The organism is Mesorhizobium sp. M0152 (assembly GCF_040322415.1).
Taxonomy (GTDB): domain Bacteria; phylum Pseudomonadota; class Alphaproteobacteria; order Rhizobiales; family Rhizobiaceae; genus Mesorhizobium.
The window spans coordinates 39,307-56,194 of the sequence record NZ_JAMYTH010000036.1; the positions used below are offsets into that span (position 1 = coordinate 39,307).

Annotated in this window: 12 protein-coding genes; 7 read left to right on the forward strand and 5 right to left on the reverse strand. The window is 62.4% G+C overall.

Annotated features, from left to right (window positions below):
- Positions 1-16: 16 nt before the first annotated feature.
- On the reverse strand, positions 17-658 hold the full coding sequence (locus tag NKJ26_RS26825) for an ATP-binding cassette domain-containing protein (protein ID WP_352698283.1): 642 nt from the start codon (positions 656-658) through the stop codon (positions 17-19).
- Positions 659-933: 275 nt separating this feature from the next.
- Here NKJ26_RS26825 and NKJ26_RS26830 point away from each other — a divergent pair, with 275 nt between their 5' ends.
- Positions 934-1,227 carry a DUF6916 family protein gene (locus tag NKJ26_RS26830; RefSeq protein WP_352606119.1) on the forward strand — a complete coding sequence of 98 codons (294 nt, stop codon included), beginning with the start codon at positions 934-936 and terminating at the stop codon, positions 1,225-1,227.
- A 34-nt stretch (positions 1,228-1,261) separates the two neighbouring features.
- On the opposite strand, the gene NKJ26_RS26835 is transcribed toward NKJ26_RS26830, so the two are convergent.
- The 4 genes from NKJ26_RS26835 to NKJ26_RS26850 are packed head-to-tail and all read right to left on the reverse strand — an operon-like array spanning position 1,262 to position 3,508.
- Entirely contained in the window at positions 1,262-1,777 is a 516-nt protein-coding gene (locus tag NKJ26_RS26835; protein WP_352606120.1) for a GNAT family N-acetyltransferase, read from the reverse strand.
- 23 nt (positions 1,778-1,800) lie between these two features.
- Positions 1,801-2,334, reverse strand: a complete 534-nt coding sequence (locus NKJ26_RS26840; protein ID WP_352606122.1) for a phage tail protein — start codon at positions 2,332-2,334, stop codon at positions 1,801-1,803.
- A 60-nt stretch (positions 2,335-2,394) separates the two neighbouring features.
- On the reverse strand, positions 2,395-2,925 hold the full coding sequence (locus NKJ26_RS26845; protein ID WP_352695726.1) for a phage tail protein: 531 nt from the start codon (positions 2,923-2,925) through the stop codon (positions 2,395-2,397).
- A 52-nt stretch (positions 2,926-2,977) separates the two neighbouring features.
- Positions 2,978-3,508: a phage tail protein gene (locus NKJ26_RS26850; protein WP_352606126.1), complete on the reverse strand. Its 531-nt coding sequence runs from the start codon at positions 3,506-3,508 to the stop codon at positions 2,978-2,980.
- Positions 3,509-3,749: 241 nt separating this feature from the next.
- On the opposite strand from NKJ26_RS26850, the gene NKJ26_RS26855 reads away from it, so the two are divergent.
- The 6 genes from NKJ26_RS26855 to NKJ26_RS26880 form a co-directional block, all read left to right on the forward strand.
- On the forward strand, positions 3,750-8,552 hold the full coding sequence (locus NKJ26_RS26855) for a putative Ig domain-containing protein (protein ID WP_352698286.1): 4,803 nt from the start codon (positions 3,750-3,752) through the stop codon (positions 8,550-8,552).
- A gap of 345 nt (positions 8,553-8,897) precedes the next feature.
- Positions 8,898-11,009, forward strand: a complete 2,112-nt coding sequence (locus NKJ26_RS26860; protein ID WP_352698288.1) for a multicopper oxidase family protein — start codon at positions 8,898-8,900, stop codon at positions 11,007-11,009.
- Positions 10,996-12,996, forward strand: a complete 2,001-nt coding sequence (locus NKJ26_RS26865) for a tyrosinase family protein (protein ID WP_352698290.1) — start codon at positions 10,996-10,998, stop codon at positions 12,994-12,996. The genes NKJ26_RS26860 and NKJ26_RS26865 overlap by 14 nt, the downstream gene beginning before the upstream one ends.
- 35 nt (positions 12,997-13,031) lie before the next feature.
- Positions 13,032-15,677 carry a LodA/GoxA family CTQ-dependent oxidase gene (locus NKJ26_RS26870; RefSeq protein ID WP_352698292.1) on the forward strand — a complete coding sequence of 882 codons (2,646 nt, stop codon included), beginning with the start codon at positions 13,032-13,034 and terminating at the stop codon, positions 15,675-15,677.
- 2 nt (positions 15,678-15,679) lie between these two features.
- Positions 15,680-16,096, forward strand: coding sequence for a hypothetical protein (locus NKJ26_RS26875; protein WP_352698294.1), 417 nt, complete (start codon positions 15,680-15,682; stop codon positions 16,094-16,096).
- Positions 16,077-16,888, forward strand: an 812-nt coding sequence (locus NKJ26_RS26880; protein WP_352698296.1) for an NAD(P)/FAD-dependent oxidoreductase, incomplete at its 3' end; no start/stop codon positions are given. The genes NKJ26_RS26875 and NKJ26_RS26880, both read left to right, overlap by 20 nt.

Sequence of the window (16,888 nt, forward strand, 5' to 3'; positions counted from 1 at the left end):
TGAGAGTCACCCGAGATCAACCTGGCAAACGTTTCCTCTGGCGAGAACGGCCAGTTGAGCGCATGCCGATGCCTTCCTCCTGCACTAACCGCTTCAGCACCGAGAAAAGGTTGGCCGTCTCGCCGGCGGTTGGGTTGGCCGTCGGCTCGTCAAGAAGCAGCACTTCCGCTCCAGTTGAAAGTGCACGAGCGAGCTCGACGATCTGGCCCTCGTGGAGGGACAGTTTGCGTGCCGGCAAATCGATGATCTCTTCGCCGATCGCATCGGTCAGCCGGAGCGCACCAAGGGCGATTTCGCGCATGCGCCGACGGCTGATTTGCGACCAGCCCGACCTTGCATGCACGATGCCGATGTTTTCCGCGACCGACAGCTCGGGCAGCAGCCCCAGCACCTGATGCACCACAGCAATGATCGGGCTGGTGTGGCCGGCCTTCGACGAGGCGAAGCTAATATAGCCGGCATCGCATGAGGTCAGTCCCGTCCACGCGAACTCGGGCGCTCTTTGCCTGTTCGCCATCATCGGTGGCCCGCGGGATGCAAACGGCAACAATCCCGATGCGATCGCATTGATTTCGCAGTATGGCAATACAGACCCGGAACCGCCAAATCGGCCCCTGCCGGCTATCATGCGACGACCAGCGGCAACAACTATCCCCATGAATTCAACTGGGGGAGTTCTATGCTGTCAGTCTACTGTTTGAGGATCCGCCCTGGCGAATATTCCAAAGACTGAGGACGCACCTCCCACAGTGACACTACAGTCGACCAACAATGCTTGGATCGAGAAGCCACATCTTGCCGGAAGGAAGGGCTCGCAAGAACTTTCATGCCGTGCCAGAACACGGTATCAATCGAGCCGATCGGCGTGCCGTCCACGACCCGACCATGGGATGGTTGCCTGAGAGGCACAAAGTGCGGGAAATCGGAGAGCTCATGGGACTTGTGACGCTGGAGCATTTCGCCGTTTGCGTCGGCAGCGCGTTCGACCTCGACATGGGGGAGAGTTCGCTGCCCATGACGCTGTCAGAGGCGCGGCCGCTGCCGGAAAGCGGATTTCCCGGAATTCGGCGATCGCCCTTTTCCCTGATGTTTCGAAGCGGCTCACCGATCGTCCTACCGCAAAAGCTCTACAAGCTGAAGAATGCGACGTTGGGCAGCCTCGAAATGTTCCTTGTCCCTGTCGCCAGGGACAAGGAAGGCATTGTCTATCAGGCAATCTTCAATTGACAGTGCATCCGGTCGACCGGACAAGCAAGGCCGGTCAGGCCGTAGACCACTCCATTCCGATATGGGTATCGGTAGCATCGACTTCCTGAAACTGAAGGCGGCGGTAGAGAGCCTGTGCGCGGATGTTGCGTCGCTCGACATGCAGGAATACCCCCGATGCCCCGGAGGTTTGCGCCTGGCGTTGCATTGCCTTCAGCAGGGCGATCCCTCGGCCACGCTTGCGCCATTCCGGCAAAAAACCGATGTCGATGATATGCCAACGCTCGGCGCTGGTATCGACATAGAGCCGTCCGATCGGCTTGCCCTTGTCCTGAAGGATCAGGAAATCGGCGTTTGAAAACACGCTGACATAGTGGCGGTGCTGGAGGGCGAATTGCCCGTCGATGAAAGCCCGCTTCATCTCCTGCAGCCAAGGCACGGGTTCCATTTCCTCCATGCGGAATGACCAGTAGAGCCGGCGCAGAAATGGAATGTCCGCGAGCGTCGCCCTGCGGGACGCGCCACGTGGAAAGCTCAGCCGGGAGCTTTCGCCGGCAGGAAACGTCGGCAACGCTTCTGCTTTGCTGGAGGCCATCAACCGAAGGACGGAAAGACCCCCGACATCGCTATACTGTAATTCACCGCGAGGTAAGGCTGGCGATTCTCGTGCGGCTGACTGTTCCCGGTAGCGCCGAGCATGGTGGACAGGAATTGCGCGTTCGCCTGCGCATTGGCCACAAAAGGACTGGTGCTTCCGGGCGGGGCCAATGAATTGCCGGCAGAGGGCGAACCCGTTTTCTTGGCCAGATCCGGCTGGTTGTATATGGTGAACTGATGCGCGTGCGCCGGCATTTGTGCAACCGTCAGCGTCTCGCTGGTTGCGCCAAACGTCTCGCCGATGGTGCGGCTTGAAAGCCCGGGGCCCCTGCCCTGGTTGCAGCCGGCGCGGTTGGTGAAGTTGGGCAGTTGAAAGGTGGTTGTGCCATTGCCGCCGTAGTTGGTGCCAAGCAAAGAGAACAGCGCCGAATTTTGCTGGATCGGAACAACGGCGCCATTGCAGGAAGCCCACCCGCGCGGAGCGAAGCTGAACCCGAAAACCTGTATCTCACCGAGGAAGGGCTCAGTCATTGGAATGTCCTTGCGATCTGGATGGCGAACCGGTTTCTATAAACAATCCCGTGCGCGGGCTCAGCCCTGCGATGGGTAAATTCCCGCCCATGCAATGCAGAACTGCACTGTCAGCGTCGGCATCGTGTTGTCGTGAGCCGTGTTCCCGCCGATAGTCTGCGTCGATTGAGGGGCGGTGACATAAGGCGTAGCGCCGGCAATATCGGTCACATACATGGTGTCGTTTGAGATGGCACCAAGTTCGGCCGCCGTGTTGACCGATTTGCCATCGGCGCTCGACGTGGTCGCGGTCATCGAATGATTGTGCTGCGGCATCTGCTGAGGGAGCAGGGTGACGTCCTCGTTGCCGGCCGCCTGGCCCAGGACATAGCTCGATAGGCCAGACCCTGTGCCCTGATGGATGGGCACACGACCGGAAAGATTGGGCACGGCGAACGTGGACTGGCCATCGCCGCCATAGGTGGTGCCGATCAGTGTAAACAACACGTCATATTCCGAGATGGGATACACCCCTCCGTCGCAGGCGAACCAACCGTTCGGCACGCGCGAAAAACCGAACATGCGGATTTCTCCGACAAAGGGCGTGCTCATCGATGGACCTCCTCAGGGCAGTGATTTGGCGGGCAATTGTGTGCTGGCGGCGTCAACTGCGTGACGGAAAAATCCCGCTCATCGCGATGTTGTAGTTGATGGTCTCGTAAGGCTGAATGTTCGGGTGCGACTGGTTGCCGCCGACATAGGTGACGGTGGGAGCCGACAAGGGAACCGCGCGGCCATTCGGTGCGGCATAGATGGCGTTTGTGGTGGCGCCATAGAGCGCGCCGCTGGGATTGCGCGCCGCACCCGCTGCCGTGGTCGCATTACCCACATGGTTATGGGCCGGCAGTTGCTGAGACAGCAGCGTGACGTTTTCAACCCCGCCCGTTTCACCCCACTGATAGGCCGTCGGGTTCCAGTTCGGATCGGCGGATGGGCCAAATCCGACCGGGGTGCGGCACTGCAGATTGGGCAGGCCGAAGGTCGTGGTGCCGTTGCCGCCGTAGGTGGTGCCGAGCAGCGAAAACAGCGCCTGGTTCTGAGCGATGCCGATTATCGAGCCGTTGCAAAAGGCGAAGCCCTTTGGCGCGAACCCGAATCCCGTCATCATGATCTGGCCGAGAAAAAATTCTGCCATTAGCATTCCCTAATATTAGACATCTTGGTTTCTTGAATTCATCATTGCTCATAAAGCACGGATTCTGCAAGGGGAGTCTTTCACCTGAGGTAGACATGGTGAAGACTATATGATTTACTTTGCATTAGAATCCGAAGAAGCTGACCAAGCTAGGATTCTAAGACGGCTTAAAGATTTTATGGGGTCGATATTTTGCGCCTCGGCACTAAAACGTACCGATTGGCGGCATTGGGGGCGTGCATTGGATCGGACTGCAAAGTATTGCGCCGGGCGTTCGGATGCGCTTGCCAGCAGCTTCCTGCTATGGGTTGCCATGCTTGCATTTGTTGGCATGGCTGCCTTGGCGCCATCCCTGGCACAGGCCGCTCCATCCGACGGCTGCCCCCTCCCCATTACGTTTACGGTGGCGTCTGGCGGCTTCCATCAGATCGACGCGTCGTCATGCGATGCTTTCGGAACAAACCCGCAGGACCGAGTGGTGCAGCCCGCACACGGCACCGTCACCATCAACAACGCGTCTGCTGGGCTCCTGACCTATGTCAACAATGGCGACGGCGCCCTGTCCGACAGTTTCACCTTTGAAGATGCTTCTGCGGGCGTCGTCACGGTCAATGTGACTGTCTCCCCTGCCAGCTCGCCCATCACCGTTACCCCCGCAAGCCTGCCGACACCGGCAGTCGGCGTTTTCTACGACCAGACAATTTCCTCCAGCGGTGGCGTGGGGCCCTATACCTATACGCCGGGGGGCGGCAGCTTGCCCCCGGGACTCAGCCTTGCAACAAACGGCAGGATTTCCGGCACGCCAACGGGCTCGGGCCCTTACAATTACACCGTGCATGTGGTGGATTCCACCGCCGGCACGCCTTTGACGACTGACAAAAGCTACAGTTTGAGTGTCCCTGGACCCACGCTGGCCGTTTCGCCGACCAACCCGCCCGCAGGCTCCGTAGGCTTTGCATACAGCCAGCAACTCAGCACCAGCGGCGGCACCGCGCCCTATACTTACAGCGTCGAGATTGGTCCCCCGCCGGCTGGATTGAGCTTGTCTTCCAGCGGCCTGATCTCCGGAACGCCGAGCGTTCAGGGCACCGTCACATTCAAGGTCAAGTCGCAGGACAGCACAACGATCTCGACCGGGGGCGTCTGGTTCGTCCCCCAGGACATAACCGTCGTCATCAATGCCGCGCCGACCATCGTCGTTAATCCGGCCACTCTGCCTGGCGGCGCAGCGGTCGGATCGACCTACAGCACGACCATTTCCGGCAGCGGTGGAACAGGCCCTTATACATTCGCCGTCACCGCGGGATCGCTTCCGGCCGGTCTGAGTTTGAACACGACAACAGGCGCACTTTCGGGCACGCCAACAGCCGGCGGCACATTCAATTTCACCGTCCAGGCAGCCGATAGCAGCACCGTGCCCGGGCCATTCAGCGGCACACGTGCCTATACGCTGGTTGTTGCCGCGCCGACCGTCAGCCTACCGACGACCACACTTGCCAACGGCACGGTCGGCGCGGCCTATTCGGCCTCGCTCAATCCCGCGACCGGTGGCACCGCGCCCTACGCATATGCAGTGACGGCCGGCGCCCTTCCGCCAGGCATATCGCTGTCCGGCGCGGGTGCGTTTTCGGGAACGCCGACCGCAGAGGGAATTTATAACTTCTCTGTAACCGCGACTGACAGCAGCACGGGAACCGGCCCCTATTCAAGCGCGCCCCGCGCCTACGGCATCCAGATCGTCAACATTCCGCCGGTTGCCAATCCCGTGTCGGCCACGGTCGCCTATAACAGCAGCGCCAATCCAATCACGCTTAACATCACCGCCGGAACGCCGACATCGGTTGCGCTCGCCACAGCGCCTGCCCACGGCGCGGCAATGGCCAGCGGCACATCGATAACCTACACCCCCACTGCCGGATACGCCGGTCCAGACTCGTTCACCTATACGGCAACGAATACGGCCGGAATGTCCGCACCGGCGACAGTAACCGTCACGATCAGCAATCCGACGATCGTGGTCGCGGCATCCGGGGCTTTGGCCGCCCAAGTCGGCGTTACGTATTCACAGACCTTCACCGCATCCGGTGGTGCTGCGCCGTACACACTGTCGGTAAGTGGCTTGCCGGCGGGCCTTTCCGCCACAGGGACGACGACCAACAGCGTGACCGTTTCCGGGACGCCGACAGAAGCGGGCAGCTTCGGCCTCAATGTCACAGGCACTGACAGCAGCACCGGAAATGGCCCCTTCGCGATTGCACAGCCGTTCACACTCACCGTCAGCGCCCCAACGCTTGTCATGGCGCCGGCACCCGGATCTATTCCCGTTCCCTATGGTGCGCCGTTCAGCCAGCAGTTCTCGGCCTCGGGCGGCACAGGTCCGTACAGCTTCGGCATCACCGCCGGCGCGCTTCCGCCAGGCGTCTCGTTCAATTCGGCTGGGCTGCTCTCCGGAACGGCCACGGCACCCGGCACCTACAATTTCACGCTCCAGGCACAAGACAGCAGCACCGGCGCCGGAGCGCCTTTTGCAGTCACGGCGTCCTACGCATTGGTGGTCGGGCCGCCCACCGTCATTGTCGGCCCTGCAATACTGAGTAATGCTACGGCTGCTTCGCCCTACTCCGCCACGGTGACCGCCTCCGGAGGTGTGGCGCCCTATACTTTCTCGTTGACGTCCGGCGCGCTGCCGGCCGGTATGTCGTTCAATTCGGCCGGTACCTTCTCGGGCACGCCTACCCAATCGGGCACTTTCTCGCTCACGGTCCAGGCAAGCGATGCTCACGGCCAGACAGGGATCCATGCCTATAGCTTAACGATCGACCTGCCGGCCGTGACCATATCGCCCACCAGCATCCCAGGCGGCACGGCCGGAATCGCCTATAGCCGACCGCTCGCGGCGAGCGGCGGCAACGGCCCCTACACCTATGCGCTCACCGCGGGCGGATTGCCGGCAGGCGTAACCATCGCGGGCGGAGCAATAGCCGGAACGCCGACTGTTGCCGGCACCTTCAACTTCACTGTGACGGCGACCGACAGCACGGCGGGCACGGCGGCAAGTGGGTCCCAGGCCTATACGTTGGTGGTTGCAGTGCCGACCATAGGGCTGGCACCAGCCAGCCTCCCTGCCGGTCAATATAACGTCGCTTACAGCCAGGCACTCACAGCCAATGGGGGCACCAGCCCTTACAGTTTTGCGGTGACGACAGGCGCGCTGCCGGCCGGGATAACACTTTCTTCGACGGGAACGCTTTCTGGCACACCGACGGTTGTCGGCCCGTTCAACATCACCGTTACGGCGACAGACAATCTTGGTTTCACCGGCACGGCAAACTATACGCTTGTGATTGGCAACAACCCGCCGGTTGCCAACCCGGAGACGGCCGAAACGCTTGAGGGCCAAGCCGTGACCATCCACGTCACGGACAACGATACCGGCACCATCGCTTCCATTTCGGTCGCCACCGCGCCAGCGCACGGCACCGCGTCGGTCAGCGGCACTGACATCATTTATACCCCGGGAGCGTCCTTTAACGGGTCGGACACACTGACGTACACGGCGACCGGACCAGGCGGAACCTCAGCGCCTGCCACCGTCACGATCAACGTCAGGCCTGTACCCGTCCCTGTCGCGCAGCACGTCACGACAGTGTCGGGCAAGGCAGTCGTGGTCGACCTTGCCAAGGATGCGGTTGGCGGGCCGTTTACCTCTGCGGGCCTTGTTTCGGTGCCTCCCCCTTCATCTGGAGCGACCGTGCTGAACGGGTTCCAACTCACCTTCACCCCGACAGCGACATACCAGGGTACGGCCACAGTGACCTTCACTTTGAGCAATGCCTATGCGACGTCGGCGGTGACAGCGATCACCATCGAGGTCGTCGAGCGTCCCGATCCGACGCTGGACAGCGAGGTCATGGGCATTCTCAACGCCGAGACCGCCGCGACACGCCGTTTCGCCACCTCGCAGATCGGCAATTTCCAGCAGCGTCTGGAAGGCCTTCATGACAGCGACGATGGCCAGGAACCGACCGACAGCCTGGCCTTTGTCCAAGGCATAGTGCTCTCGTTCGACGACACCTGCAGTGACCAGGAGCGGGCAGCAAAGGGAGAATCCTGTGAGCGCGGCCAGACGTCTGACCCGAACTGGCCCTTCAAATCGTCTCTCGACGACACCGCTACGTCGGGCACGCCCGGAAGCTTCGGCTCCGGCAGCTTCGGCCATAGCAAGGTAACCATCTGGACCGGAGGCTCGATCAATATCGGTGAGCGTGACGGCGACGACGGCTACAAGTTCGAGACCACAGGCCTAAGCGCCGGCGTCGACTATCGCCTCAACCGCGCTTTCGCGATCGGTCTGGGCATGGGTTACGGCCGCGATGTCAGCGACATTGGTGACAATGGCAGCCGCAGCACCGGTAAGGCCTACACAGCGGGACTCTATGCCAGCTATCATCCCGGCCAGGACTACTTCATCGACGGTCTGGTCGGATATCAGTGGCTGTCGTTCGACTCGAAGCGTTATCTGACATCCGGCGGCGGCTTTGCCAACGGCGAGCGCGATGGTAGCCAATGGTTCGCCTCGGTTTCGGCCGGCAAGAAGTTCGAGATCCAGGAATGGCAGATTTCGCCCTATGCGCGTCTCGACGTGGCGAAGGCGACGCTGGATGCCTTCGCCGAAAGTGGCGATCCCTCCTCGGCCCTGCACTATGGCGAGCAGGACATCAGTACCACCACCGGCAATCTCGGCCTGACGCTCGCCTACAGGTTCGCCGCTGACTTCGGCGTGGTTTCACCGCAGGTGAGGCTAGAGTACCAGCACGACTTCCAGGGCGAGAGCGCGATCACCATGAACTACGCCGACATGTTCGGCGGGCCGATCTATCACACCTCGATCGACGGGCTCGGCAAGGACCGCTTCATGCTCGGCCTCGGCGTGAATGTGCAGACGGTGCAGGACTTCAACGTGCGGCTGGAATATCGCGGCCTGTTCGGCAGCGATGGCGATACCGACAACGGGTTCCTGGTCAACCTGGGCAAGAACTTCTAATCCAGCCGCCACGAGACCTGTGGCGCCCGTTTGGTGCTTGTTCTTCGCGGCCCAAACGTAGGCGAGGAGCTTGCTCGGGGGAAGACGCCCTGCGAAGCGGACATCGGCGTAAACGCCAGCTGGATACGAAATTGGTGATCGTGCCGCGCTGCAGAGCCGCCGATCGCGGCTGAACTTCTACAAGTAAATGAAATTGCAATAAAATCTTAATGAGCCGTATAAGCAACCCTGCACATGGCCATTAAGTAACTTTCACCTTTTACATTCAATCCATCTGGACAATTCTCACGATCTGGGTCACTATGCTTGCGGATTGAAATCTAGAGCCAATTTGAGGGAGGCCCCATGTCACGTGCTGGATCGATGGTGCGCGCGCGAATCTTCGCGGGTGTTTTCGTTAGTGGCCTGGGACCAATGGCGGCATCGTCAGCGGCAGCCGAGATCCTCAATCCACCCTTGTTGCAGGACGAACGCGCGCCGATCGCCAAGCCTATCCTGACGGAGGCAGCACCGGCCGCGCCCCTGCCCGGCAACACGGCACCGGTGCGCGGCGACCGGCTGCTCGACCTCAAGATCAACTATATCGACAATCAGATCTACAACCCGTCGACGGGCGGCTACGACAAGGTTCATCTGCGCGGCTACACGGGCAAGGGTGTCGATCCCGGTGCGCCCTATGTCTCGCCGACCATCGAGGCCGTTCCCGGCGACACGGTGCGCATCATCCTCGACAACCAGCTGCCGGCAGGCCCGCAGCCCGGCGACCCCGGCTGCATGACGGGCGGCCAGATGCCCGACATTCCGCACTGCTTCAACGGCACCAACCTGCACACCCATGGCCTGTGGGTAAGCCCGACCGGCAACAGCGACAATGTGCTGTTGTCAATCAACCCGCAAACCAAGTTCACCTACGAGTACAATATCCCGTCGGACCACCCCTCCGGCACGTTCTGGTATCACACGCACCGCCACGGCTCGACCGCGTTGCAGGTGTCGAGCGGCATGGCCGGCGCGTTGATCATTCGCGGCGGTCGCCCGCCGACGCCAACCGCCCATGGCGACATCGATACGCTGATCCCGACCTCGGCAGTTCCGGAGCGGGTGCTGGTGATGCAGCAGATTCAGTATGCCTGCCGCGGCCCGGCCGCGAAGCAAGGCGACCTCGGCCCGATCAAGCAGGATATTAACGGCCGCTATTTCTGCGACCCCGGCGATGTCGGCGGCATCGAAGGCTACGACCAGTTCGGCCCGGGCACCTGGCCGGCATCGGGTCGTTATACCTCGCTCAACGGCAAGGTGTTCAACCCCACCGACCCTATGAAGGCGACGCAGGGTCAGATCGAGCGCTGGCGCATCATCCATGCCGGCGTGCGCGACACGATCAGCCTGCAGTTCTTCAAGGTGCTCGACGGCAAGTTGAAGCCTGGGGTGAAGACCCTGCTCAGGGCCGAGACCACCGCCGCCTTCATCAAAGATACCTGCGACACCGAGCCAGTGCCTTATGCGCTGGTCGCCGCCGATGGCCTGACAATGGCGGCTGCGCAAATGACCAAGCTGGCGACGCTCCAGCCCGGCTACCGCTTCGACGCGCTGGTCGTCTTTCCGGAAGCCGGGCGCTACTGCGTGATCGATTCCTCGGCGCCCAAATCGGGCGTGGTCAACGGGCTGGATGTGAGCCCACAACTGCTCGGCCTGATCGACGTTGCGCCGGGCAAGCCGGTCGACAATGTCGAGTCCTATGTTAAGAGCATACTGGTTGCACTGGCCGAGACCAACATGCCCGCCGACGTCAAGGCGGCAGTGGTGTCCGATCTCAAGGCTGGCATAAAGTTCACCAGCTTCACACCGCACCCCGACGTCACGGACGAGGAGGTCAAGGGCAACGGCACGCAGGAACTGACCTTCTTCATCGATACAACAGGGCCGGACGTAAAGTTCGAGGTTGGCAACACCCTCAACACCGCCGACACCAAACCCTATGATCCGACCCGCATCGACCGCCAGCTGCCGCTCGGCAAGGCGCAGGTGTGGACGCTGCAATCGCATTTCGTCAGCCATCCGTTCCACATCCACGTCAATCCGTTCCAGATCGTCTCAATCACCGACCCCCTCGGCAAGGACGTCAGCGCGCCTGGAGCGATAGACGACATCGCCGGGACACCCGACCCGCAATATCCGGGCCTCAAGGGCGTGTGGAAAGACACGCTGTGGATCAAGAGCCTGATCCCGCAAAACCTGCCCACGGGTTTTTCAGGCATCTACACGATCACGCTGCGCACCCGCTACGAGCGCTATATCGGCGAGTATGTGCTCCACTGCCATATCCTAGACCACGAGGATCAGGGCATGATGCAGAACGTTGCCGTGGTGCTGCCCGGTGAGGTGGGTGACGCCGTGCAGGGCGACGCCATGCAGATGCATGGGATGCCGATGGGTGGCCACGATGCCCACAAGTAAGGCGCAGGCGTCCGAACCCGATGCGGCGTTTACGTGGAGCGACGTGGAGGCGATCCTCACCGCTGCGGGCGGCAAAGCTGGACCAGGCAGCCTGACCGGGGTGACGCTGCCGGATTTCCTGACGCTTGAGCTCCAGGGCATGCCGCTGATCGCGCCGCTTTCAACAACGTGTTGCGGCAAGAGCGACGCCGAGGGGCGCGGTGCGCGCTCAGCGCTGGTCCGCGGCTTGCGCGGACTGCCGCCCTTCGACGGCAAGCAGCTCCCCCGCCTGCCCTGGGGCGGCAAGCCGATCGCTTATGACGATATCGACCGGATCGAGACCTGGATCGACGAAGGCTGTCCCGGAGAGCTGATCGGATCAGTCGCGCTTGCCGGCGAGGTCAGTGTGGCCACCGAGGCACGCGTCGAGGTAAAGGGGCTTTCCGGCCCGATCTTCGGCCCGGCATCTGATCCCGCGGCATGGCGCTATGCCAAGGGAGAATTGCGACAGCGCATGGACGTCGATGTGCTCGACGACGCGCAGAAAGAGCGGCTGCGCCATGCATTTCGCGAGCTGTACAAGCTCAACAAGTGGGTCGGCGACAAGCGCAGCTACAACAACCTGGCGCTGATCCACCAGAACCACTGCCAGCATGGCTGGGAGCGATTCCTGCCGTGGCACCGCGTGTATCTCTATGAATTCGAGCAGGCCTTGCAGGATTTCTGCCCCGACGTGACCATGCCGTGGTGGGATTTCCCCGCATCGCGCTACAAGCCTGAAGACCCGGCCAACGGCGCAATCCTTCCCGATGCCTTCAAGGGCTTTCTGACGGAAGACTCGGCACGTTTCCTGCGCGATAAGGGTTTTCCGGCCAAGATCGACACGCTGGTCGGCCAGTTCTGGGCCAATCCGACCCAAGTTTACGACGCGGTGAGCACAGCCTGCGGCAAGGAATATGTGGCGGGCGAAAACCGCAAACGGCTGATCGACGCGCTGCTCGAGGCCAATCCGCTCTGGTATCCGCTGCGCTATTCCAGCCAGTTCGGCAACGGTTCGATCAACACCGTCATCCATTACCATTACCCGGCGCAGGAGGACATTGACGAGATCCTGTCGCTGCGCACCTTCCGCGACTTCGGCGGCGGCAGCCTTTATGTCGACAGCTTCGGCTTCCTAGACCAGAACCCGCACAACACCATGCATATCTGGACCGGTGGCATGAACCCGGCGTTCAAGACCGACGCTCCCGCCGATCGCAACAGCGCGGTGCGTGTTGCCGGCCGAAAATTCCACCAGCGTGACGATCTCTATTCCGAGCCGCAGTTCGGCGACATGTTCTCGAACCTGACGGCGTCCTACGATCCGATCTTCTGGCCAGTGCATGCCAACATCGACCGGCTCTGGTCGCGTTGGCAGCAGGAGCATCCCGACGGCCTGCCGGCGGACCTCGATTCCGCGCTGACGCCGTGGAGCTATGCGGTGCGCGACACGCTCGAAATGAGCCGTTTCGGCTATGAATATGTGCGCGGCGGATGCCTGATGCCGGTCGGCCTGACCAACCCGGTGGGGCGCTTTGTCTCGGCGCCGATCGCGGTGCCCGAAGCGACCAAGGGCTTCCGCTCGGCCGAGGTGCGGCTGCATCGCGTGCCGCAACTGCCGCGCTCCTGCTTCATTCGCGTATTTCTCAACACGCCGGATGCCGATGCCACGACACCACTCAACCTGCCTGGATACGCGGGCTATGCCGCCGTGTTCGGCCATGGCGAATGTTATGGCGGACCCGGACATTGCGAGGTGCCGCCAACGGAAAACCGCAAGTTCGATTTGCGCGAGCGCAGCATGAACACGCCGCGCAACCACCGCATCGACGTGACGCGCGCGGCAAGACGCTTGATCGCGGCCGGCGCCACCAGCCTCACCGTCAGCCTGGTGGTGATCGGCGCTTCCTACGAGGAAGACCGCGAGCTGTTGCGGCTCGACGGGGTCTCGCTCAATTTTCTCGACTAACCCACGGCCGGCACTGGCACCAAGGGGAAATCAATATGGCCGACCCAACGATCTATCGCATTCATCCCGCTGTCGGCATTGCCCGCCTCGGTGACAGCCCCGATGCCTTTTGCATCGCGCCGGAAAAGCCGGCGCAGATGCCGATCGAATGCGACGTCAACGGCAACGCCGCTAAGGGCGATGCGCCGATCAAGCACTTCAAGGACGATAAGGGCCGCATCAAGCGTCAGGCGGCACGCTTCCAAATCTTCGTCTATAACGAGGCCAACCCTGACGGCGTCCCGCTCAAGATCGGCGACCATGTCGAGGGCGGTGGCAATCGCGGAAAGCTTGTCGACATCCAGTGGCGCGTTCAGCTCGCCAACAAGAAGGCGGCCTGGTTCACCTTCGACGGGCTGCGAGGGGAGGCCGGCTATCCCGATGGCGCGCCGCTGCGCAACGCCGGCATCACCGATCCGGTCGAACGGCAGAAGCTGATCATCGACGCGGGCCCGCAAACGGTCGACAGCACCTCGCGGCGCAAGGCAAGCTTCGGGCGCGATACCAACCTGGCCTATGCCGTCACCTTCCCGCCAACCGGGATGGCGCCCAACGCGATCGACACGCTGGGCGAGATGATCACGGACGACGACGGGCGGCTGCTGGTGCTTGGCGGGCATGGGAACAGCGGCTCGTTCCTCTCAGGCTTCGGCCATCCGCGCATCGAGACCTATGCCAACAGCGACGGCTGGTTCGACGACATTTCGGACGGGCCGGTGATGGCGCGGCTGATGATGATGGAAGAGCGCGTCCAGGCGCTGCGCTACATCGACGTCGAATATCCGGCCTGGGCGCTGGTCGGCTATCCCCGCTACGCGCCGGAAGTGCTCGACATGATCACGCTGGATGACGTGATCGAGGACATGTCGATCCGCGAATTCGCCTATCGCACCGACTTGTATGGCACCGCAGGAACTTTCAGCGCACCGCAGAAGATCGACCCCACCGATACGCCGGCCTTGCTACATTGGAAGGCCGGACCGGTGGAGTGGAACCCGGCCTACCGGCCGTGGTTCTGGCGCGACGTCTGGCCGATCATTTTCCGCGCCGACGAATTCTCGTACTTCGCCAACATACTCCAGCAATCGAATTTTCCCCACAACCAGTCGAGCCGGGGCACATTCGACCCCTACCGATTGTGCATTCCGCCGCGGGTTGCGCCCCGCGCGCTGGCGCAGAAGGAAGGGCGCGCAAGAGACGATCATGTCGGCGGGCGACTGCTTGAAGCTGCGGTCGAACCAAGCCTGATGCTGCTTGACGCCACGCATGCGCCGGGCGCTGCGAAGGATGCCGTGGTCGGCGAAGCCGGGGCCTCGCTTAAGGCGGCAGCAGCGGCTTTCACCGCCGCGGTCTGTCGGCCCGGCGAGGGCGAGGCAGCGCGGGCCTACGCCGCGCGCTGGCAAGCGGCTTTCGCCGAGAACGATGCCGTAGCCGACCCAGCCTATGAAGCCGCCCGCAACGCATTCGACGCGGCCGTCGGCGATGTGATCGAACACATTAGCGTCGCAGCCGCGCCGCCCAAGAAGCGGATGCTCACCCTCGCCCGATCCTCGTCGCGGCAAGAGCCCGCCGAACCCGATCGCACCACCGACCCGGACGAGCCGATCGAAGCCGCACTGCGCCGGCTTGCGTTTGAGTACCGCTCCGGCCAGTTGCTGGACCGCGCGCTTGCCGCGGCAACCAAAGACGCGACGACCGATCCGGGCCGCTCCGCGCGGCAATACCTGTTCGACCTCTTGCGCAAGCCCGGCGAGGAAAACCTATTTCGGCTCGAGGCCAATCCGGCGACGCGCACCTACCACCTACCGCTGATGCCGCTATTGGCCGGCGATAACCCGATCACCAACAAGACGGTGCGCAAGTTCCTGCGGCTAACCGACACGCAGCTCTTCCTGCTCAGGCAATGGGCGGCGGGTATCTTCATCGACGAGGTGGATGCAGGCTTCGCACCGGCCATCGACCCGTGGCAGCCCTACAAGGACTGGAATGTGCCGGGCGGCCGCGGTCTGGACCAGGGCGTGCTCTCGAACGGTCTCGGCGGCGCCTTCTGCCCGGGCGGCGAGGTGACGTGGATCATTCGCAACCCTGCGATCTGGCGCGAGCCCTATCGCATCAAAGCCGACCCCGAATGGTATAGCTTCGCGCTGACCGCCGCGCAGGAGAATGCCAATCGCTGGGGCGCGGGCACCAGCGAGGAAGGCTACATCGCCTATGCCTCCGACCCGCTGTCGCAAGGCAGCGATTTCGATATCGGTCTGCAGCCCGGCGACCTGACCAAGCTCAGCGGCCTGCCCTGGCAGGCCGACTTCAACGAATGTTCCACCCAGACGATCGACGTTACCTATGAGGAGTGGAACGTGCTTTATCCCGATAGCGTAGGTGACACGTTGCTGGAGCGCGAGCGGCGGGTATGGGAGACGCTGTGGTGGCCTGCGCACCGGCCGATGCAAGTCTATTATCCGGTCGGCACCGACTTCCAGTTCCGCAATTGGGCACGCGGTATTCCGCAGACGCTTGCCGGCGACCTCAAGATGGTCACCGAGTGGTCGAAGCTCGGATTCATGATCCGAAATCCTGCCGGCGGTCTCGACCAACCCTCACCCGGTGTCAAATACATCTGCGTCGAAGATTCGGGAGAATGACGATGAGCAATCCCTTTGTCGGCAACTGGACCTATCGCAGCTTCCTCAACGATCCGGACATCAGCAAAGCGGCCAACGACCTGCTCTTCGGAGAAGGCACGCTGGCCATTTCCGAGAAATCGCAAACCGAGCTGTCGGGAACGATCGGCGGGCCAGGTTGGTCGCTCGATCTGCGTGGCGGCTTCGGCTACGGCTCGCCTATGCAAGTCCGGTTCCAGGGCAAGGGCGTGGTCGGCGGCGAAGAATGGATCTACGACTATATAGGCTGGCTCGTACCGGTCTGGCCGAACAGCACGGACCGGCTGGAGGTTCCGGCTATCGTTGGCTCTGTGGTGCGCACCATCCCGCATTCAGGCGATGGCGGCAGCACCAACCCGGCAGGGGTGGTGGCTTCCTTCTATGCCGTCCGAGCAAGCTGACTTTGTCGTGATCGGTGGCGGTCCTGCGGGTGCGGCGGCGGCGCTGACGTTGCGTCGGCACGCACCCGCGCGGAGCGTGCTGTTGCTGGAAGCAGGAAGGCATGATCGGCCAAAGCCGGGAGAGGTGCTGCCGGCAGTAGCGAATGGGCTGCTGCGTCAGCTTGGTGTCTGGACGCCGTTCGCCGAGGCCGGCTTCGTTGAAAATCGTGCGCTTGTTTCGGTGTGGGCCAATGAAGTTCCCAGCGAGCGGCACGGCATGTTTTCCGCTCAAGGTGCCGGCTGGCAGCTCGAGCGGACGCGATTCGACCGGCTGATGGTACAGGCGGCCAAGGCGGCAGGTGTGGACACGCGGTTTGGCTCGGCCGTGGGTTCGGCAGTACGCGACGATCAAGGCTGGCTGCTCAAGCTGGCCGATGAAGATATCGTTGCCCGCGCCGTGGTTTGGGCGACCGGCCGCAGCTGGCGGCTGGCGCGATGTTTCGGCGCCAAGCTCACGGTGCACGGACACCTTGCCGCCTATACACGCTTTTTCGACCGCGCGCCGGGCGGTTGCCGCATGGTTGTCGAGGCGCGTCCCGAGGGCTGGTGGTACAGCGCCGACCTGCCGGACGAGCGCCGTGTGGTCGCGTGCCTCACCGATCCGGATCTGGGCAGCGAACTGCGCGAAGCCGGACATTGGTACCGCGCTTTAGCCGCAACGCAGTCCGTCGCGCCGCTCGTGCCGCCCAACGCAATCGAGACCGCCAGCATGATCAAGGCGGCGGGAACCGCAACGATCGCTCCGGCCGCCGG